At 73.4% G+C, this 17,666-nt stretch carries 19 protein-coding genes; 13 read left to right on the plus strand and 6 right to left on the minus strand.

Going from position 1 to position 17,666, the window contains the following annotated elements; genetic code table 11:
• Window positions 1-43: 43 nt before the first annotated feature.
• The gene (yczR, locus tag ABZK10_RS03550) at window positions 44-1,513 is read right to left on the minus strand and encodes a MocR-like transcription factor YczR (protein ID WP_353807811.1); all 1,470 of its coding nucleotides are present in this window, start codon (window positions 1,511-1,513) and stop codon (window positions 44-46) included.
• A gap of 62 nt (window positions 1,514-1,575) precedes the next feature.
• Between yczR and yczE the strand changes: the two genes are divergently transcribed.
• Entirely contained in the window at window positions 1,576-2,241 is a 666-nt protein-coding gene (yczE, locus tag ABZK10_RS03555) for a membrane protein YczE (protein ID WP_353807812.1), read from the plus strand.
• 177 nt (window positions 2,242-2,418) lie between these two features.
• Here yczE and ABZK10_RS03560 read toward each other — a convergent pair whose 3' ends face one another.
• The gene (locus ABZK10_RS03560; RefSeq protein WP_353807813.1) at window positions 2,419-3,177 is read right to left on the minus strand and encodes a MerR family transcriptional regulator; all 759 of its coding nucleotides are present in this window, start codon (window positions 3,175-3,177) and stop codon (window positions 2,419-2,421) included.
• A gap of 229 nt (window positions 3,178-3,406) precedes the next feature.
• Between ABZK10_RS03560 and ABZK10_RS03565 the strand changes: the two genes are divergently transcribed.
• The 5 genes from ABZK10_RS03565 to ABZK10_RS03585 all read left to right on the plus strand — a co-directional run bounded on the left by ABZK10_RS03565 (window position 3,407) and on the right by ABZK10_RS03585 (window position 6,327).
• The gene (locus ABZK10_RS03565; protein ID WP_353807814.1) at window positions 3,407-4,297 is read left to right on the plus strand and encodes a DUF4097 family beta strand repeat-containing protein; all 891 of its coding nucleotides are present in this window, start codon (window positions 3,407-3,409) and stop codon (window positions 4,295-4,297) included.
• Window positions 4,294-4,923 (plus strand): PadR family transcriptional regulator, encoded by a 630-nt coding sequence (locus ABZK10_RS03570; protein WP_353807815.1) that lies wholly within the window; start codon window positions 4,294-4,296, stop codon window positions 4,921-4,923. Before ABZK10_RS03565 ends, ABZK10_RS03570 begins: the two co-directional genes overlap by 4 nt.
• A gap of 86 nt (window positions 4,924-5,009) precedes the next feature.
• The gene (locus ABZK10_RS03575) at window positions 5,010-5,519 is read left to right on the plus strand and encodes a universal stress protein (RefSeq protein ID WP_353807816.1); all 510 of its coding nucleotides are present in this window, start codon (window positions 5,010-5,012) and stop codon (window positions 5,517-5,519) included.
• The gene (locus tag ABZK10_RS03580; RefSeq protein WP_353807817.1) at window positions 5,516-5,953 is read left to right on the plus strand and encodes a fluoride efflux transporter FluC; all 438 of its coding nucleotides are present in this window, start codon (window positions 5,516-5,518) and stop codon (window positions 5,951-5,953) included. Before ABZK10_RS03575 ends, ABZK10_RS03580 begins: the two co-directional genes overlap by 4 nt.
• A complete protein-coding gene (locus ABZK10_RS03585; protein ID WP_353807818.1) occupies window positions 5,950-6,327 on the plus strand; it encodes a fluoride efflux transporter FluC in 378 nt (125 codons plus the stop codon). The genes ABZK10_RS03580 and ABZK10_RS03585 overlap by 4 nt, the downstream gene beginning before the upstream one ends.
• 49 nt (window positions 6,328-6,376) lie before the next feature.
• Here ABZK10_RS03585 and ABZK10_RS03590 read toward each other — a convergent pair whose 3' ends face one another.
• Window positions 6,377-7,549 carry an NAD(P)-binding domain-containing protein gene (locus ABZK10_RS03590; protein WP_353807819.1) on the minus strand — a complete coding sequence of 391 codons (1,173 nt, stop codon included), beginning with the start codon at window positions 7,547-7,549 and terminating at the stop codon, window positions 6,377-6,379.
• A 174-nt stretch (window positions 7,550-7,723) separates the two neighbouring features.
• On the opposite strand from ABZK10_RS03590, the gene ABZK10_RS03595 reads away from it, so the two are divergent.
• A complete protein-coding gene (locus tag ABZK10_RS03595) occupies window positions 7,724-7,918 on the plus strand; it encodes a DUF3073 domain-containing protein (RefSeq protein WP_281884248.1) in 195 nt (64 codons plus the stop codon).
• A 19-nt stretch (window positions 7,919-7,937) separates the two neighbouring features.
• Here the strand turns inward: ABZK10_RS03595 and purM are convergent, their stop codons facing one another.
• Window positions 7,938-9,044, minus strand: a complete 1,107-nt coding sequence (gene purM, locus ABZK10_RS03600; RefSeq protein ID WP_353807820.1) for a phosphoribosylformylglycinamidine cyclo-ligase — start codon at window positions 9,042-9,044, stop codon at window positions 7,938-7,940.
• Window positions 9,045-9,121: 77 nt separating this feature from the next.
• Between purM and ABZK10_RS03605 the strand changes: the two genes are divergently transcribed.
• From ABZK10_RS03605 to purF, 5 genes are all read left to right on the plus strand, one after another.
• Window positions 9,122-11,740 carry a DUF4062 domain-containing protein gene (locus tag ABZK10_RS03605; protein WP_353807821.1) on the plus strand — a complete coding sequence of 873 codons (2,619 nt, stop codon included), beginning with the start codon at window positions 9,122-9,124 and terminating at the stop codon, window positions 11,738-11,740.
• Window positions 11,741-11,822: 82 nt separating this feature from the next.
• Window positions 11,823-12,437, plus strand: coding sequence for a zinc-binding alcohol dehydrogenase (locus ABZK10_RS03610; protein ID WP_353807822.1), 615 nt, complete (start codon window positions 11,823-11,825; stop codon window positions 12,435-12,437).
• A gap of 54 nt (window positions 12,438-12,491) precedes the next feature.
• Window positions 12,492-12,932, plus strand: coding sequence for a hotdog fold thioesterase (locus ABZK10_RS03615; RefSeq protein ID WP_353807823.1), 441 nt, complete (start codon window positions 12,492-12,494; stop codon window positions 12,930-12,932).
• Between the two features lie 34 nt (window positions 12,933-12,966).
• Complete coding sequence (locus tag ABZK10_RS03620) at window positions 12,967-13,698, plus strand: glutamine amidotransferase (protein ID WP_353807824.1); 732 nt, start codon at window positions 12,967-12,969, stop codon at window positions 13,696-13,698.
• A gap of 143 nt (window positions 13,699-13,841) precedes the next feature.
• Window positions 13,842-15,302 (plus strand): amidophosphoribosyltransferase, encoded by a 1,461-nt coding sequence (gene purF, locus ABZK10_RS03625; protein ID WP_353807825.1) that lies wholly within the window; start codon window positions 13,842-13,844, stop codon window positions 15,300-15,302.
• A 66-nt stretch (window positions 15,303-15,368) separates the two neighbouring features.
• Here purF and ABZK10_RS03630 read toward each other — a convergent pair whose 3' ends face one another.
• Window positions 15,369-15,758 (minus strand): potassium transporter Trk, encoded by a 390-nt coding sequence (locus ABZK10_RS03630; RefSeq protein WP_353807826.1) that lies wholly within the window; start codon window positions 15,756-15,758, stop codon window positions 15,369-15,371.
• A 43-nt stretch (window positions 15,759-15,801) separates the two neighbouring features.
• Complete coding sequence (locus tag ABZK10_RS03635; protein ID WP_353807827.1) at window positions 15,802-16,230, minus strand: sterol carrier family protein; 429 nt, start codon at window positions 16,228-16,230, stop codon at window positions 15,802-15,804.
• Between the two features lie 94 nt (window positions 16,231-16,324).
• On the opposite strand from ABZK10_RS03635, the gene purD reads away from it, so the two are divergent.
• A complete protein-coding gene (purD, locus tag ABZK10_RS03640) occupies window positions 16,325-17,641 on the plus strand; it encodes a phosphoribosylamine--glycine ligase (protein ID WP_353807828.1) in 1,317 nt (438 codons plus the stop codon).
• Window positions 17,642-17,666 lie beyond the last annotated feature (25 nt).

A 17,666-nucleotide genomic window follows, 5' to 3' on the forward strand; every position in this document is an offset into this window, starting at 1 on the left:
AACCATATTTGCAGTGAGTGCATTCCGAAGTCGCAGCAATCGTTCAGACGACGGCCGACAGCACGTCGGCGTCGGCGAGCGGCGCACCGCCCATGGTCCGCCACGCGGCCTGCAGCGCGTCGAGCGCCCGCTCGGTCTCGGCCTCGCCGTAGCCGAGCGGGATGCGCAGGCTACGCTCGAAGGCCCCGTCGATGCCGAACCGCGGGCCGGCCGTGATCATGAGGTCGTGGCTGCGCGCGGCGAGCGCGAGCTGCGAGCTGACCGGGGCGCCGAGGTGCACCCACAGCGCCAGCCCGCCGTGCACGTGCGGCACGTGCCACTCGGGGAAGCGCTCGGCGATGGCGCGCTCGAGGTGCGCGCGTCGCTCGCCGAGCTGGGCGCGGCGCAGCTCGAGGATGTCGTCCATGCGCGGCAGCAGCTCGGCCACGAGCAGCTGCTCGAGGATGGGCGTGCCGAGGTCGTTCGGGGCGCGCTGCGCGAGCAGCCGTCGGATGAGCCCCCGGTCGGCGCGGATCCAGCCGAGGCGGATGCCGCCCCAGACCGTCTTGCCGACGGAGCCGATCATGACCGCAGGGCCGTGCGCCGCGAGGGGACGGGTCGCGAACGGGCGATCGATGTCGAGCTCGGCGGTGGTCTCGTCGGCGATGAGCACGGTGCCCTGGGCCGATGCCGCGTGGGCGACGAGCTCGCGGTCGCGCTCGCCGAGCGAGCGCCCCGTGGGGTTGTGGAAGTCGGGCAGGAGGTAGGCGACCGACGGGCTCGCGTGGCGGATCGCCTCGGCGATGGCCGCGCCGTCGCCGCGCTCGCCGTCGCCGCCCTCGCCGTCGCCGACCCCGGCGAGCGCACTCTCGGGCCCGGCGCCCCCGACCGGCACGGCGACGAGCCGGGCGCCGGCACCGCGCAGCGCCTCGTACGCGTGGGGGTACGTGGGCGACTCGACCAGCGCGCGGTCGCCGCGCCCGAGGAGGGTGCGCGAGAGGAGCGAGATCGCGTGCTGCGCCCCGATGGTGACCAGGATCTCGTCGGGATCGGTCGCCAGCCCCCGTGCGGTGTACCGCGCGGCGATCGCCTCGCGCAGCTCGGGCAGCCCGATCGGGTCGTAGCCGGGGTCGCCGAGGTAGGCCGGCAGTCGCTCGGCCGCCGCGCGCGCGGCCTCGCCCAGCCACGGCAGCGCGGGCAGCGCCGCCTTGGTGAAGTCGATGCAGGCGGCGCCGGTCGAGTGCAGCGGCGTGATGTTGCCGGCCGGCAGCCGGGTGATGCTGCCCGAGCCGCGCACCGACTCGAGGTGCTCCGACTCGCGCAGTCGCGCGTAGGCGGCCGCGATGGTGGTGCGACTGAGGCCGAGCCGCGCCGCGAGCTCGCGCTCGGCGGGCAGGCGGGTGCCCACGGCGATGCGCCCGTCGATCACGAGGAGGCGGATGCGGGAGGCCAGGTCCTCGTACGTCGCGCCATCGCCGCGCCAGTCGCCGAGCAGTCCGATGAGCGCGCGTGGTCCCAGGGTGGCCTCATTCATGCGGCCACTTTACCGCGATTGGCATCTTGGCAACAGTCCAATCGAGGAATTGGATGGGTGTCATGCCTCGTCGTCTGCTCCAGCTCCTCGTCGGCCTGTTCCTCTACGGGTTCGCCATCGCGCTCATCGTGCGCGCCGGCTACGGCGTCGCACCCTGGGACGTCCTGACGCAGGGGCTCAGCCGCGTCACGGGGCTCGGGTTCGGACTGGTCACCGTGCTCACGAGCGGCGTGGTGCTGCTGCTGTGGATCCCCATCCGCCAGCGCCCGGGCCTCGGCACCGTCGCGAACGCGCTCCTGGTCGGCCCGTTCGCCGACATCGGCCTCCAGCTCGTGCCCGCAGGCCTCGACCCCGGGCTGCGCGCGGTGCTCCTGCCCGCCGGCATCCTGCTCCTCGGCATCGCGACCGGCCTCTACGTGGGCGCGCGCTTCGGCCCCGGCCCGCGCGACGGACTGATGACCGGCCTGCACGCGCGCACCGGGCTGCCGCTCTGGCTGGTCCGCACGGGCATCGAGGCCACCGTGCTCGCCGTCGGGTGGCTGCTCGGCGGGCAGGTCGGCATCGGCACGGTCGCGTTCGCCCTGTTGATCGGTCCGATCTGCGGGCGCACCATCCCGTTCTTCACGGTGCCGGTCGCCGGCCGGGCGGATGCCCCGGCGGGCGACGCTCCCCCGACCGCACCGGTTCCGGCCCTGACCATCGCGACGCCGACGGCGCCCCGCACCTGAGAGGAGGAGGAGACATGATCGCATTCATGGCCGCCCTCGCGGCGATCGCCGTGGCCGGTGCCGCCTGGACCGTCGTCGACTGGCTCCGCGACGGCTACCGCCGGGTGCCGACCCTCGACACCTGACCGAGACGAGCGGATGCCTCGGGACCACGCGGGTCCCGAGGCATCCGTCGTCCTAGAGGTTGCGCTCGGCGTAGACCGCCAGCGCGTCGCGCACGAACTCCGCGCCGCGCGGTCCGCCGTAGTTGCGCGCGAACCGCGGGTCGGCGACGTACATCTCGCCGAGCCCCAGCACGTACTCCTTCACGGGTCGCCCGCGCTCGGAGCCGGGCGTGCCGGGAATCGAGCCGAGCCACGCGGCGTGCCGCGCAGCCAGGGCCTGGGCCTCGTCGCCGTCGGGTGCGAGGCCGCGTTCCGCGGCATCCGCCCAGTCACGGCCCAACGCGGCCGTCTCCGCCTTCCAGGCGTCCTGCTCGCCGGCGCTCTTGCCGCGCCACCAGGCATCCGACGTCGCGTACGCGTCGGCGCCCCAGCGCTGCTCGACCTCCTCCTGGTACTCGGTGTGGTCGAAGCCCTCGAACATCTGCTCTGCCATGAGGTGCTCACCTCCTTCCAGCGCCTCGATGGTGCGCTCGACCGAGGCGGCCTGCCTCGCGAGCCGTTCCTGTTCGCGCCGCAGCCACTCGAGGTGGCCGTGCAGCGCGTGCACCTCGCGGGGCTCGTTGCCGAGCGCCTCCGCGATCGCCGGCAGCCCGAGGCCGAGCTCGCGCAGCAGCAGGATGCGCTGCAGGCGCACGAGCGCGGCCCGGTCGTAGTGGCGGTAGCCGTTCGCGGCCACGCGGCTGGGCGGCAGCAGGCCGATCTCGTCGTAGTGGCGCAGCGTGCGGCTCGTGGTGCCGGTGAGCCGCGCGATCTCCTGGATCGACCAGTCCATCGTCGTCCCTCCTCCGGTCGCGCCGTGCGGCGGTCGGTGCCGCCCGTCGTCGGTGCGGGCGATGGCTCCACGATAGAAGTTGACGCAACGTCAAGGTCAAGCACGAATTCGCACACCGCCTTGCGTCCCGCGCAAACGCGATATATCTTGAATCTCGTCAGACGCGATATATCGCGATCAGGGCGCATCCCCACCCGGCGGATGCCACGCAGCAGGAGGACCTTCGATCATGGCGCTGGAGAAGTGGATCATCGCACCCGGGCAGACCCGGGTCATCGACATCGAGCTCGCACGATCGCTCAAGGTCGGGCTCGTCGGCGGCAGCGTCACGGTGCTCGCCCATGACGAGCCGGGCCTGCGCATCGAGGTCTCCTCCGTGCACGGGCGCGACCTGCGGGTCGAGATCGACGGCGACGCCGTCGAGGTCGACCACGCCCAGCTCCGCTGGGACAACTTCATGGACGCGTTCAAGGGCTTCCGCGGCAACATGCGCGCCGACGTCTCGATCCTCGCGCCGCGCGAGATCGCGCTGAAGCTCGGCGTCGTCTCCGCCGACGCCCTCATCACCGGGTTCCTCGGCGACGCGAAGCTCAGCACCGTGAACGGCGACCTCACGGTCGACCGGCACGTCGGCGACCTCGAGCTGAACAGCGTCACCGGCGAGATCTCGGTCGGGTCGCACGAGGGCCGCATCGCCGCGCACTCCGTCTCGGGCGACATCGCCGCCAGCGGCACGGTGACCCGCTTCGACAGCGACACCGTCTCGGGCGACGTCATCCTCGACGTCGCGGGCGTCCCCAGCCGCATCGACACGAACACCATCTCGGGCGACCTGACGGTGCGGCTCGACGCGGGCTCGAGCGCGCGGTTCCGCGTGAACACGGTCAGCGGCACCATCTTCATCGACGACACGTCCATCAAGGGCACCCTGGGCAAGGGGTTCGAGCGCGTCGTCGGCGAACTCTCCGGCTCGTGGACCGACTTCGGGGCGAACTCGGTCTCGGGCAACGTGTCGGTGATGCGGCGCCGGCCGGCCGACTCCGGGCAGGCGCACGATGCCGACGGCTCGTCGGCGCCGTCCGACGGCGGCACCGACGCCGAGACGGCGGCGACCGCATGACCCCGCCCGTCTTCTCGCACGGCAGCCTCCGCCTCTACCTGCTGAGCCTGCTCGCCGAGCAGCCCCGACACGGGTACGAGCTGATCCAGGCGCTGTCCGACCGCTTCGGCGGCACCTACAGCCCGAGCGCCGGCACGATCTACCCGCGCCTGGCCAAGCTCGAGGCGGAGGGGCTGGTGGTGAAGTCCGCCGACGGCCGCAAGACGGTCTACGAGATCACCGACGCCGGTCGCGCCGAGCTCGCCGAGCGCGAGCACGAGCTCGAGTCGATCGAGGCCGAGGTCACCGACTCGGTGCGCCGGCTCGCCGACGAGGTGCGCGTGAACGTCAACGAGGCGCTGCGCAGCATGCGCGCCGACCTCGCGAGCGCCGCCCGCGAGGCCAGGCGCGCCGCGACCGAGGCCACCTCGGTGCCGCCCGAGCCCGCGCCCGAGCCGCGGGCCGACGCCGACGGCCGGGCCGTGCACGAGGCGGACCTCGTCATCAACGCCTTCCGCCAGCGGGTGCGCACCGACCTGCGCACGCACGCACGCCGCGGGCAGGTCGCCCCCGAGGCCGTGGACCTCCTGCGGTCGCGCCTGGACGCGGTGCGCGCCGACCTGCTCGACGAGCTGCGCGGGCGCTGAGCCCCCGCCCGTTCGGGGAGCGCGTCGCCCCGCGGCGCCCGCCGCGCCGGGCGTAGGGTGGCATCGAGGCCCGCGAGGAGGTTCCCATGCCCGACACGCCCGTCCGTCCCGTGGTCGCCGGCATCGTGCCCGGCCAGCCCTCCGCCGTCGTGCGCTACGCCGCCCGGCTCGCCGCCACCTTCGGCGTGCCGCTCGAATGCGCGTACGTCGACGTCTCGAGCTACGCCATCTCCACCAACATCGACGGGTCGATCCTCGCCGTGCCGATCGATCCGGACGGGGTCACCGACGCCGCCGAGGAGACCGCCGCCGCGATCGAGCAGTACCTCGAGCGCGAGCTCGCCGGCCTCGGCGTCGACTGGCGCGTCCACCTGCTCGCGGGCAACGCCTCGCGCGAGCTGGAGCGGCTCGCCGACGAGGTGCACGCGGAGCTGATCGTGGTCGGCACGCGCGAGCGGGGCGTGCTCGCCGGCCTCGCCGAGTTCCTCAGCGGCTCGATCGCCGCACAGCTCTCCCACCGGCAGGCCCGCCCGGTGGTCGTGGTCCCGCTGCAGCCCGTCTCCGACGACGAGTCGCTGCCGTGGGACGAGCCGTGACGCATCGCCCGGTCCACCTCCGTCCCGCCGCCGTCGCGCTCGTCGCCGCCGGCGGCGCCGTCGGCACGGCCGCCCGCGAGGGCGCGACGCTCGCCTTCCCCGATGCGGGCGCCTTCCCGCTGACGCTCCTCGTCGTCAACGTGCTCGGCGCGTTCGCGCTCGGCCTGCTGCTCGAGGCGCTGCTGCGGCTGGGCCCCGACGCGGGTCGCCGCCGCGCGTTCCGGCTCGCGTTCGGCACGGGCGTGCTCGGCGGCTTCACGACCTACAGCGCGTTCGCGGTCGGCACGGTCGAGCTCCTCGGGCAGGGAGCGCCCGGGCTCGCGCTGCTGAACGCCCTCGGCACGGTCGTGCTCGGCGCCGCGGCCACGTTCGCGGGCATCGTCGCGGCGAGCGCGCTGATACGACGGCGCACGCCCGGGGCGGAGGCCGCGTGACCCCGCTGCTCTTCCTCGGCATCGCCGTCGCGGGCGGCATCGGCGCCGCCTGCCGCCTCGTGCTCGACGGCGTGCTGCGCAGCCGCATCGTGTCCGCGTTCCCGTGGGCCACGACGATCGTGAACGTCAGCGGTTCGCTCCTGCTCGGGTTCGCCGTCGGCATCGCCGACGCCGGGCTGCTCCCGGCCGGGGCGCACCTGGTGGTCGGCACGGGCTTCCTCGGCGGCTACACGACCTTCAGCACCGCCAGCGCCGAGACGGTCCGGCTGCTGCTCGAGCGGCGGATCACCGCGGGACTCGCGAGCGGATTCGGCATGCTGCTGCTCTCGGTGGCGGCGGCGGCCGTCGGGTTCTGGCTCGGGATGCTCGCCTGAACCGCTCGCGCGGTGCGGACGCGGGCACGCGGCATCCGCTCGCCGCGTCTCAGAGCATGGCCATGATCTGCCGCGCGATCATGCGCCCGGCGCGGTTCGCCCCGATCGTGGAGGCCTGCGGCCCGTAGCCCGCGAGGAACACGCGCGGGTCGGCCCACGACGCGCCCTGGCCGACGGCGACGCCGCCCGCCTTCTCGCGGAGCTTCAGCGGCGCGAGGTGCCGCAGCTCGGGCCGGAAGCCGGTCGCCCAGATGATGGTGTCGGCGAACGCGAAGTCGCCGTCGTCCCAGCGCACCCCGGCGCGCTCGATGCGATCGAACATCGGCTTCGCGACGAGCAGGCCGCGATCGATGCCGGCCACGATGCGGCGGCTCCTGGCCACGCCCGTGCCGCTCACGATCGACGGGAGGGCGCGACCCGAGCGCGCGGCCTCGTCCTGCATGGCGACGGCGGCGGATGCCCCCTCGAGGTCGAGGTCCTCGGAATCGATCCAGTCGATCGGCCGGCGCGACACCCAGGTGAGCCCGGCGGCGACGGATTCCAGTTCGAGCATGAACCCGATCGCCGACGTGCCGCCGCCGACGACCACGACGTGCTGGTCGCGGAAGTCCTCCGCCGAGCGGAAGTCGGACGTGTGCACGTGGCGTCCGGCGAAGTCGTTCATGCCGGGGTAGTAGGGCACGAACGGCGCACCCCACGTGCCGCTGGCGTTGACCAGGAACCGGGTGATCACCTCGCGCGTCGGGGCGGCGGCGGCCGCCGCCTGGTCCTCCGCCCGCCGGCTCCAGCGGCCGAACAGCCCGCGCGGCGCCGGCCGCTCCTCGTCCTGTGCGCGCAGGTCGTCGTAGCGCACCTCGAGCTCGACCCCGTGGTTCACGACGCTGCGCACGTTGACGGGGCGCCGCACGTCCAGCTCGAAGTGCCGCTCGTAGCGGCCGTAGTAGTCGGCGACGACCTCCTTCGCGGGCAGCGACCGGTCGGCGGTGTCGAAGCTCACGCCCACCTGCTCCATGCCCGGCAGGTCGTGCACCCGGTGCGCGGTGCCGAGCTTCATCGAGTCCCAGCGGTGGGCCCACGCGCCGCCCGGACCCTCGGTGCGATCGAGGATCAGGAAGTCCTCACCGGCGACGAGCTGGAACCGGCGGAGGTAGTACGCGACCGACAGACCGGCCTGGCCGGCGCCGATCACCACGACCTTCACGGCCTCCGCAGCATGCTCCACCCGACCATCTCAACATGCTCCGCTGTGCGCGCGCAGAATGGATTCCCCGCTGTGACTACATGGGCGGGGCCCACCCGCCACGGTGCTAAACTGACATCCGGGATTCTGTTCATATCAGTGAGCGCCGGGCGAGGCTCATGTTCGCACCGGCCCGACGTCGTTAGGGGGTCACGCATGGGGCGCGGCCGTCAGAAAGCCAAGCACACGAAGGTGGCTCGGGAGCTGAAGTACTTCAGCCCGGAGACCGACTACGATGCGCTCGAGCGCGAGCTCACGAGCGGGCACGACGACCACTACGCCGAAGAGGCGTCGAAGTGGTCGGAGTACGCCGACGACGACTACGCGTCGGACGAGCAGAAGCGGGCCTGAGCGCCCCCACCCCATCGACTCAGGCGGCGTAGCCGCCCACGAGACGCACGGCACCGCCGTCGACGCCCTTGGCGCCCTGCTCGAACCCGTCGAGGTCGCGCGCGGCCGTCGACACGGTGCCGGCACGCCAGGCCGGCAGGCCGAGGCGGTCGAGCTCGGCGACCACGTCGTCTGCGGCATCCGCGGCGACCACCGCGAAGAAGCCGACGCCGAGGTTCCAGGTGCCCTCCGCCGCCTCCAGCGGATCGCCGGCGAGGTCGCTCAGCACGCGGAACACCGGCTGCGGCGACCAGGTCGAGCGATCGAGCTCGACCCACGAGCCGCGTGGCAGCACGCGGGCGAGGTTCGCGGCGATGCCGCCGCCCGTGACGTGCGAGAGGGAGTGCACCGCGCCGCCGACGCGCTCGTCGGCGAGCAGCGAGACGAGCGGGCCGGTGTAGAGGCGGGTGGGCTCGAGCAGTGCCTCGCCCCAGCTGGTGCCGAGCTCCGCGGCGTGGTCGGTGTACGCGATGCCGCGGCGGTCGAGGATGTGCCGCACGAGCGAGAACCCGTTGGAGTGCACGCCGCTCGAGGCGATCGCGATCACGGCGTCGCCGTCGACGACGCGCTCGGCGCCGAGCATGCGGTCGGCCTCGACCACGCCGACCGCGGCACCGGCCACGTCGTAGTCGTCGGGCGCCATGAGTCCGGGGTGCTCGGCGGTCTCGCCGCCCACCAGCGCGGTGCCGGTCTCGGCGCACGCGTTCGCGATGCCGGTGACGATCGCGGCGATGCGCTCGGGCACGACCCGGCCGCACGCGATGTAGTCGGTCATGAACAGGGGGGTCGCGCCCACCACGACGATGTCGTCGACGACCATCGCCACGAGGTCCTGGCCGATCGTGTCGTGCCGGTCGAGCGCCTGGGCGATCGCGATCTTGGTGCCCACGCCGTCGGTCGAGGTCGCGAGCAGCGGACGCTCGTAGTCCTTGGCGAAGGAGAGGTCGAACATGCCGGCGAAGCCGCCGACGCCGCCGATCACGTTGGGGCCGTGCGTGCGCGCCACCGACTCCTTCATGAGCTCGACGGCGAGGTCGCCCGCGGCGGTGTCGACGCCCGCGGCGGCGTAGGAGGCGTTGGAGGTCACGCCTCAAGGGTACCGGCGGCCGGCCTCCCCCGTTCGAGGGTCATGCCCGCGCGCTCCGGGAGGTCCATGATGAGCACATGGCCACCTCGCCGGTGATCCGCACGCCGGATCAGCGGATCCGCGTCTTCGTGAGCTCGACGCTGCGCGAACTGCAGCCCGAGCGACGTGCGGCCCGGCGCGCCATCGAGCGCCTCCAGCTCGCGCCCGTCATGTTCGAGCTCGGCGCTCGGCCGCATCCGCCCCGCGAGCTCTACCGCTCGTACCTCGCCCAGAGCGACATCTTCGTCGGCATCTACGCCGAGAGCTACGGCTGGGTCGCACCGGGCGAGGAGGTCTCGGGCCTGGAGGACGAGTACCGGCAGGCGCCGGCCGGCATGCCCAAGCTCATCTACGTGCGCGCGGGGGCGAACCGCGAGGAGCGGCTGCAGGCGCTCATCGCGCGCATCAAGCAGGACGACAGCGCCGCGTACGTCTCGTACGAGGGCGCGGAGCAGCTCGAGGAGCAGGTCGCCCACGACCTGGCGACGCTCCTCGCCGAACGCTTCCTGCAGTCCCGACCGTCGCCCGACGACGCGATCGACGTCGTGATCCCGCCCGTGCCGGGACTCCCGACCCCCTACACGCCGACGATCGGGCGCGAGCACGAGGTCGCGGCGCTCCGCGCGATGCTGGCCGCGGAGGAGGGGCGCATCGTCAGCCTCATCGGCCCGGGCGGCGTCGGCAAGAGCCGGCTCTCGATCGAGGTGGCGCACGCCTGCGACGACCTCTTCCGCGACGGGGTGTACTTCGTGCCCCTCGAGGGCGTGCTGGAACCGGGGCTGCTCGTGCCGACGATCTCGTACGCGCTCGGCATCCGCGACAACGGCGAGGCCGCGCTCGACGAGCGGCTGGTGCGCGCGCTCGAGGGCCGCCGCGTGCTCGTCGTGCTGGACAACTTCGAGCAGATCGTCGACGCCGCGCCGCTGCTCGTGCGCCTCACCGCCGCGGCCCCGTCGGTCGCGTTCCTCGTGACCAGCCGCGTGGTGCTCCGCGTCCGCGGCGAGCGCGTGTTCGACGTACCGGCGCTCCGGGCGCCGCCCGAGGGAGTGCCGGCGTCGCTCGACCGCGCCACCCGCTCCCCCGCCGTCGCGTTGTTCATCGACCGCGCCCGCGCCGCGAGGCAGGACTTCGAGCTCACCGCGGAGAACGCCGACGACGTCGCCGAGATCTGCCGGCGCCTCGAGGGCCTGCCGCTCGCCATCGAGCTGGCCGCCGCCAAGATCCGGATGATCGGCCCGCACGGCATCGCCGAACGGCTGGGGCAGGCGCTGCCGCTGCTGTCGGCACCGATGCGCGACCTGCCCGAACGCCACCGCACCATGCGCTCGGCCATCGACTGGAGCGTCAGCCTGCTGCCGCCGGAGCAGCGCGCGCTCCTCTACGACCTCGGGGTGTTCGCCACCCGGTTCACGCTCGACGCCGTCGAGGCGATCGGTGCGGGCCGGGAGTGGGACGGCCGCGCCCTCGACGCGATGGCGGCGCTCGTCGACGGCACGCTCGTGAAGGAGGTGGAAATCGGCGGGCGGTCGGCCTACTCGCTGCTGGCGATCGTGCGCGAGTACGCGCTCGACCGGCTGCGCGAGCAGGGCGACACCCGTGCCATGCGCGCCGCGCACGCCGACTACTACCGCGCGCTCGTCGCCCGCATCGCGCCGGGCCTGCGCGGCGACGGGCAGGCCGACGCCGTCGCCCTGCTCGGGCTCGAGCTGTCGAACCTGCGCGCCGCGGTGCGCCACCTCATCTACACCGACCGGCTCGACGACGCCGGCGACTTCGCCTGGAGCCTGCTCATCTACTGGTGGATCGCCGGCTTCTTCAACGAGGTGCAGGTGTGGATGCTCGAGCTGCTCGGCAAGGACGCGCCGATCTCCGCGCACACGCGCGCGGCCGCGCGCTTCTTCGTGCTGTGGTGCGAGATGTGGCAGCAGCCGTCCGAGCAGGTCGTCGAGGGGCTCGGCGAGTGCGTGGAGCTCTTCCGCGAGTCGGGGGACGACGACGCGGCCGCGATGTCGCTCGCCGCGCGCGCGACCGCGCGACTGCAGCTGCCCCGCCCCGACGTCGCGGTCGCGGAAGGCGAGCTGCGCGACGCCGCCGCGCGCATGCACGAGCTCGGCAACGGCTGGGCCGAGGCCATCACCGAGGTGTCGCTCGGCCGGCTCGCCTGGCTGCGTCGCGACACCGACGCCGCCGTGGCCCACTTCGAGCGGGCGACCGCGCTCGCGGAGGCCGGCGCCGACCTGTTCACGCTGTCGGTGAGCGGCAATCACCGCGGGCGCCTGCTCCTCGCGACGGGCGATGCGGATGCCGCGGAGGACGCCTTCCTCCGCACCCTGCACGTCTCGGTGCGCCTCCACTTCGACGAGGGCGTCGCGTACGGTCTCGAGGGCCTCTGCGGGGTCGCGGCGCTGCGCGGCGAGGCCGTGCGCGCCGGCACGCTCGCGGCCGCGGCGGCCGCCATCCGCTCCCGCATCGGCGTGTTCGACGTCGAGGCGTTCACGGTGCACACGGTCTCGCTCGACGCGATCCGCGCGGCGGAGCCCGAGGCCGTCGCGGCGGGGGAGCGGCGCGGGCGCGAGCTGACCGTGCCCGAGGCGGTGGCCTACGCGCTCCCCGACGACGACGTGGAGGAGGTCGAGGGCGTGCTCGCCACCTGGTGAGGCGCCCGGCCGGCACCGGGACTTCCGTCCCCACCTGCGGATTCACGCGCCTGCGGGGCATCCGCCGCCCTACACTTGTCACATGCCGAGCGGGGGCACGCCGTCATGGGTGATTCGCGAGAACGCGTCTCGCTCGGTCCTGCTCGCCCTCTACCTGCGCGAGGTGCTCGGCATCGCCTCGCCGACCGAGTTGCCGCGCCTGCGCGACCTCGGCACCGTCACGCCCGCCGACCGCGCCGTCGACGCGCAGGACGAGCTCGAGCGCGAGTGGCGCGCGTGGTGGATGATGACGGTCGAGCCCGAGGCGCACCCGTCGGCCGTGCCGCTCGAACTGGTCGAGGCGTACGGCACCGAGGTCGCGCTGCCCACGTCGGGCGCCGAGGCCCTCGCCGCCGCGATCGTGCCGCACGCCGACGCGGCCCTGTCGTGGGCCGAATGGTCGCACGAGGCCTACCGGTCGGCGTCGTCGACCCATCGCGGCGACGCCTACCGCGCCTACGCCGGCACCATCGCCGAGCACGAGCGCGAGGTGGGCCGGCGGGCCCACTCGTTCGAGCTGAACGTCGAGGTCCTGCCGCTCGCGGAGCGCGGCATCTGGTGGATCGGCTCGCTCACGGTCGCGGTCACCGACACGTTGCGCTCCGATGCGGCGGCCTTCGACGAGGCGCTGCACCCGATCATCGCCGAGCTCGCCTGAGGCGGCGCCCCGGGGCATCCGCCCGCCCCTGCCCGCCGTGGCAGACTCGACCGCATGAGCATCTGGTTCGCCGGCGAACACCCCTCGGCCGAATGGGTCGACTCCCGCTGCGACGACACCGCGATCCGCGCGCTCGGCATCGAGATCACCGGGTTCACCGACGACTCGATCCTGGGGCGGATGCCCGTGGACGGACGCACCCGCCAACCCGGCGGGGTGCTGCACGGCGGCGCATCCGTGCTGCTCGCCGAGACCCTCGCGAGCTGGGGCTCGTCGTTCACGGTCGACCCGGAGCGCCACTACTGCGTCGGCATGGAGATCAACGCGAACCACACGCGCCCCGTCGCGGGCGGCTGGGTGCACGGCGAGGCGCGGCCGATCACGCGCGGCCGCACGACCCAGGTCTGGGACATCCGCATCACCGACGAGCAGGACCGGCTCGTCTGCGTGTCGCGGTGCACGATCGCCGTGCTGTCGGGTCCGTCGCAATACTGACGCCGGGGCCGCGCGTCCGGGCTATCGTGGCCCCGTGAAGCCGTTCGTCCTCCTCGCGACGCGCGCCGAGGACGTGCCCGCCGACGAGGAGTACGCCCTCTTCCTGCGCGGCACCGGACTCGAGGAGCGCGACCTCGTGCGCGTGCGCCTCGAGGCGGAGCCCATGCCGCCGATCGACCTCGACGCGATTTCCGGCATCATCGTCGGCGGCGGCCCGTTCAACGCCTCCGACCCGCCCGAGCGCAAGTCGGCCGTGCAGCATCGCGTCGAGGCCGAGTTCGCGACGCTGCTCGACGAGGTCGTCGCACGCGACTTCCCCTTCCTCGGCGCCTGCTACGGGGTCGGCACCCTCGGGGCGCACCAGGGCGCCGTGATCGACCGGGTCCACGCCGAGAAGATCGGCGTCGTGCCCGTGAGCCTCACCGGCCCCGGGGCATCCGACCCGATCTTCGACGGCATGCCCGAGACGTTCAACGCCTTCGTGGGGCACAAGGAGGCCGCGCGCGTGCTGCCCGCCTCGGCGACGCTGCTCGCCTCCTCGCCCGCCTGCCCCGTGCAGGCCTTCCGGGTCGGCGCGAACGTCTACGCCACCCAGTTCCACCCCGAGCTCGACCTCCCCGGCATCGAGGTGCGCATCCGCTCCTACGCGGGCTACGGCTACTTCGAGGACCACGAGATCGAGCTCACCCTCGCGTCGGTGCGACGGGCGCCCGTGTCGGAGCCGAGCCGCATGCTGCGGACCTTCGTGGAGCGCTACGCGCGGTAGCCGCGGTGCGGGCCGCCGCGCACCCGCCGGCCACCCGTCGGCCGTCCGTCGGCCACCCAGACTTCACCCACCGACGGTGTGCGAGGATTGCCCTGTCCGATCCGGGCACTCGCACCTCCCACACCCCTGGAGACACGCCACGCATGTGCGGCATCGTCGGAATCGTCTCAGCCGAGCCGGTCAACCAGCAGATCTACGACAGCCTCCTCCTCCTGCAGCACCGCGGGCAGGACTCCACCGGCATCGCCACCGCCGACGGCAGCCAGTTCCACATCCACAAGGGCCGCGGGCAGGTGCGCGAGGCGTTCCGCACGCGTGACATGCGCGCGCTGCTCGGCACGATGGGCCTCGGGCACGTGCGCTACGCGACCAAGGGCGACGCCGCCAACGAGCGCGAGGCGCAGCCGTTCTACGTGAACGCGCCGTACGGCATCATCCTGATCCACAACGGCAACCTGACGAACACGCGCGAGCTCGCCGACGACCTGTTCCACAAGGACCGGCGGCACATGAACTCGGCCAGCGACACCGAGATGCTCCTGAACGTGCTCGCCACCGAGCTGCAGGGCGAGGTGCGCGGCTCGCTCGACCTCGACCCCGACCAGGTCTTCAACGCCGTCCGCAACGTGCACCAGCGCGTCGAGGGCTCCTACGCCGCGATCGCGATGATCGCCGGCCACGGCCTCCTGGCGTTCCGCGACCCGTACGGCATCCGGCCCCTCGTGCTCGGCCGCCGCACCGCCGGCCTCGTGGGCGACGAGTGGATCGTGGCATCCGAGTCCCTGGTGCTGGAGAACGGCGACTACGAGATCGTGCGCGAGATCGCCCCCGGTGAGGCCGTGTTCATCACGATGCAGGGCGAGATGTACTCCCGCCAGTGCGCCGACGACCCGCGGCTCGTGCCGTGCTCGTTCGAGTACGTCTACCTCGCCCGGCCCGACTCGATCATGAACGGCATCTCGGTCTACGAGGCGCGCCTGCGCATGGGCAACCGCCTCGCCGACACCATCGCGCGCTACACGCCGATGGGCGACATCGACGTGGTCATGCCCATCCCCGACTCGTCGCGCCCGGCCGCCATGCAGGTCGCCCAGAAGCTCGGCGTCGAGTACCGCGAGGGCTTCTACAAGAACCGCTACGTGGGCCGCACGTTCATCATGCCCGGGCAGGCGCAGCGCAAGAAGAGCGTGCGCCAGAAGCTCAACGCCATGGGCTCGGAGTTCAAGGGCAAGAACATCCTCATCGTCGACGACTCGATCGTGCGCGGCACGACCTCGAAGGAGATCGTCGAGATGGCGCGTGCCGCCGGCGCCAACAAGGTCACCTTCACGTCGGCGGCCCCGCCCGTGCGGTACCCGCACGTGTACGGCATCAACATGCCGACGCGCGCCGAGCTGATCGCGCACGGCAGGAAGATCCCCGAGATCGCCGCCGAGCTGGGCGCCGACCACATGATCTACCAGGAGGTCGCCGACCTCCAGGCCGCGATCACCGAGGGCACCGACATCGGGCAGCTCGACCTGTCGTGCTTCACGGGCGAGTACGTGACCGGCACGGTCACCGAGGAGTACCTCGACTGGGTGGAGCGCACCCAGCTCTCCTAGCGGGCCGGATGCCTCCGGGCGAGCGCGTCGCCCGAGTCCGGCGGATCAGCCGGCGGGCGGCTGTGCTCAGCGGGTCGCGCCGTCGACGTCGTCCTGCTCCGCCTCGGCGAGCTCGGCCTCGAGCACGGCGCGCTCGATGCTGTCGGTCATCTGGTGCACCTGCTCGTGCTCGGCGACGACGGTCGCCGCGTGCCCCGCCATGACCCGGTCGAGCACGAGCGCGAGCAGCGCGCCCAGCGCGACGCCCAGCGACCCGAGGATGAGCAGCAGGAACCCGAAGACCTGGCCCCGGTCGTACTCCGCGACCGCCGGGAAGGCGAACGTGAGGATCAGGGCGATCAGCGCACCGACGGCGCCGCCGAGGGCGAGGAACCGCGGGTAGCGCGGGGCGCGGCGCACCGTCACCGGGTCGCGGCTGACGTCGGCGTGCTCGTCGGGCACGGGGATCTCGTTCACCCCTCCATTGTCGCAGCCGAGGCTGTGAGCCGGCTCGCGCCGCTCAGACGAGCGGCAGCAGGCCGGTGAGGTCGGCGCGGGTGCCCGACGCCTGCACGGCGCCCGACGCGAGCGCGGCCTCCCACGACAGGCTGCCGCTCGCGAGGCCGAGCCAGGTCGCGGCGTCCGTCTCGATCACGTTCGGCGGGGTGCCGCGCGTGTGCCTGGGCCCCTCGACGCACTGGATCACCGCGAACGGCGGCACGCGCACCTCGAGGGTGTTGCCGGGTGCCTTCTCGGCGAGCAGCTGCAGGCTGAAGTGCACGGCGAGCGACAGGGTGGGGCGGTCGACGGATGCCACGGAGGCGGCGCCCGCGTCGGGGTTGACCACCGCCGCGTCGGGGTTCCCCGCGTGGTCGGCCGCGTTCTCGGCGCCGATCGCCGCGCGGAGCGCCGCCCAGCCGTCCTCGTCGTTGATGCGCGCGCGTGCCATGCGCCCATCCTCGCACCGGGGCGCGCGAATGCCGCCCATCGGCGCCGGGTTTCGCGGCCGTTCACGCGCCGGGGCGGTCGGGTAGCCTGTGACGGTGAGAATCCTGGTCCTCGGCTCGGGCGCGCGGGAGCACGCCATCATCACCGCACTGCTCGCCGAGCGGGCCGGTCACGAGATCATCGCGGCGCCCGGCAACGCCGGCATCGCGGCATCCGGCGGCGACCCCGAGGCGGGCACCGTCACGACCATCGCGCTCGACGCGAACGACCCGGTCATCGTGGCCGACTTCGCGTTCGACAACGACATCGACCTCGTGGTCGTCGGCCCCGAGGCGCCGCTCGTCGCGGGCGTCGCCGACGCGGTCCGCACCCGCGGCATCCCGGTCTTCGGCCCCGGCCGCGCCGCCGCCGAGCTCGAGGGCTCGAAGGCGTTCGCGAAGCGGGTCATGGACGCCGCGGGCGTGCCCACGGGCCGAGCGGAGCGACTGCAGAGCACCGATGACGCGGAGCGCGTGCTCGACGAGTTCGGCGCGCCCTACGTGGTGAAGGCCGACGGCCTCGCCGCGGGCAAGGGCGTGCTCGTCACGCACGACCGCGACGCGGCGCTCGCCCACGCGACCTACTGGCTGCAGCACGGCGGGGTGCTCGTCGAGGAGTTCCTCGACGGCCAGGAGGTCTCCCTCTTCCTCCTCGCCGACGGCACGAACGTGCTGCCCCTCTCGCCCGCGCAGGACTACAAGCGCCTCGGCGACGGCGACGCCGGCCCGAACACCGGCGGCATGGGCGCCTACTCGCCGCTGCCGTGGCTCGACGAGCGGTTCGGCAGCGAGGACGCGTTCGTCGACGAGGTGATCGAGACCATCGCGCTGCCCACCGTGCGGCAGCTCGACGCCGACGGCACCCCGTTCATCGGCCTCCTCTACTGCGGCCTCATCCTCACCGAGCGCGGCATCCGCGTGATCGAGTTCAACGCGCGCTTCGGCGACCCCGAGACCCAGGTGGTGCTGCCGCGCCTCGCGACCCCGCTCTCGGGCCTGCTCATGGCGGCCGCGACCGGTGGGCTCGGCTCGCTCGAGCGCCCGGAGTTCCGGCCGGATGCGGCGGTCACCGTCGTGCTCGCGAGCGAGGGGTACCCCGAGCAGCCCGTCACCGGTCGCCCGCTGGAGGGCCTCGCCGATGCGGCGGCCGTGCCCGGGGTGCACCTGCTGCACGCCGCGACGGCGGTGGCCGCCGATGCCGACCGCTCCGACGCCGCTGCGCCGCTCGTCGCGACCGGCGGCCGCGTGCTGAACGTGGTCGCGACCGGCGACGACTTCGCCACGGCGCGCGCCCGCGCCTACGACGCGATGGGGCGCATCCGCCTCGAGGGCGGCCAGTTCCGCACCGACATCGCGGCCCGCGTCGTCGGCTGACCCGCGCCGCCCGCCGACCCGCGCC

The sequence above is a fragment of the Agromyces sp. SYSU T00194 genome (assembly GCF_040496035.1).
Classification (GTDB): Bacteria; Actinomycetota; Actinomycetes; order Actinomycetales; family Microbacteriaceae; genus Agromyces; species Agromyces chitinivorans.

Bases quoted from the DNA above. Each gene is read 5' to 3' on its own strand.
- yczR (WP_353807811.1), bottom strand. From the start codon at position 1,513: ATGAATGAGGCCACCCTGGGACCACGCGCGCTCATCGGACTGCTCGGC.
- yczE (WP_353807812.1), top strand. From the start codon at position 1,576: ATGCCTCGTCGTCTGCTCCAGCTCCTCGTCGGCCTGTTCCTCTACGGG.
- ABZK10_RS03560 (WP_353807813.1), bottom strand. From the start codon at position 3,177: ATGGACTGGTCGATCCAGGAGATCGCGCGGCTCACCGGCACCACGAGC.
- ABZK10_RS03565 (WP_353807814.1), top strand. From the start codon at position 3,407: ATGGCGCTGGAGAAGTGGATCATCGCACCCGGGCAGACCCGGGTCATC.
- ABZK10_RS03570 (WP_353807815.1), top strand. From the start codon at position 4,294: ATGACCCCGCCCGTCTTCTCGCACGGCAGCCTCCGCCTCTACCTGCTG.
- ABZK10_RS03575 (WP_353807816.1), top strand. From the start codon at position 5,010: ATGCCCGACACGCCCGTCCGTCCCGTGGTCGCCGGCATCGTGCCCGGC.
- ABZK10_RS03595 (WP_281884248.1), top strand. From the start codon at position 7,724: ATGGGGCGCGGCCGTCAGAAAGCCAAGCACACGAAGGTGGCTCGGGAG.
- ABZK10_RS03605 (WP_353807821.1), top strand. From the start codon at position 9,122: ATGGCCACCTCGCCGGTGATCCGCACGCCGGATCAGCGGATCCGCGTC.
- ABZK10_RS03610 (WP_353807822.1), top strand. From the start codon at position 11,823: ATGCCGAGCGGGGGCACGCCGTCATGGGTGATTCGCGAGAACGCGTCT.
- ABZK10_RS03615 (WP_353807823.1), top strand. From the start codon at position 12,492: ATGAGCATCTGGTTCGCCGGCGAACACCCCTCGGCCGAATGGGTCGAC.
- purF (WP_353807825.1), top strand. From the start codon at position 13,842: ATGTGCGGCATCGTCGGAATCGTCTCAGCCGAGCCGGTCAACCAGCAG.
- ABZK10_RS03635 (WP_353807827.1), bottom strand. From the start codon at position 16,230: ATGGCACGCGCGCGCATCAACGACGAGGACGGCTGGGCGGCGCTCCGC.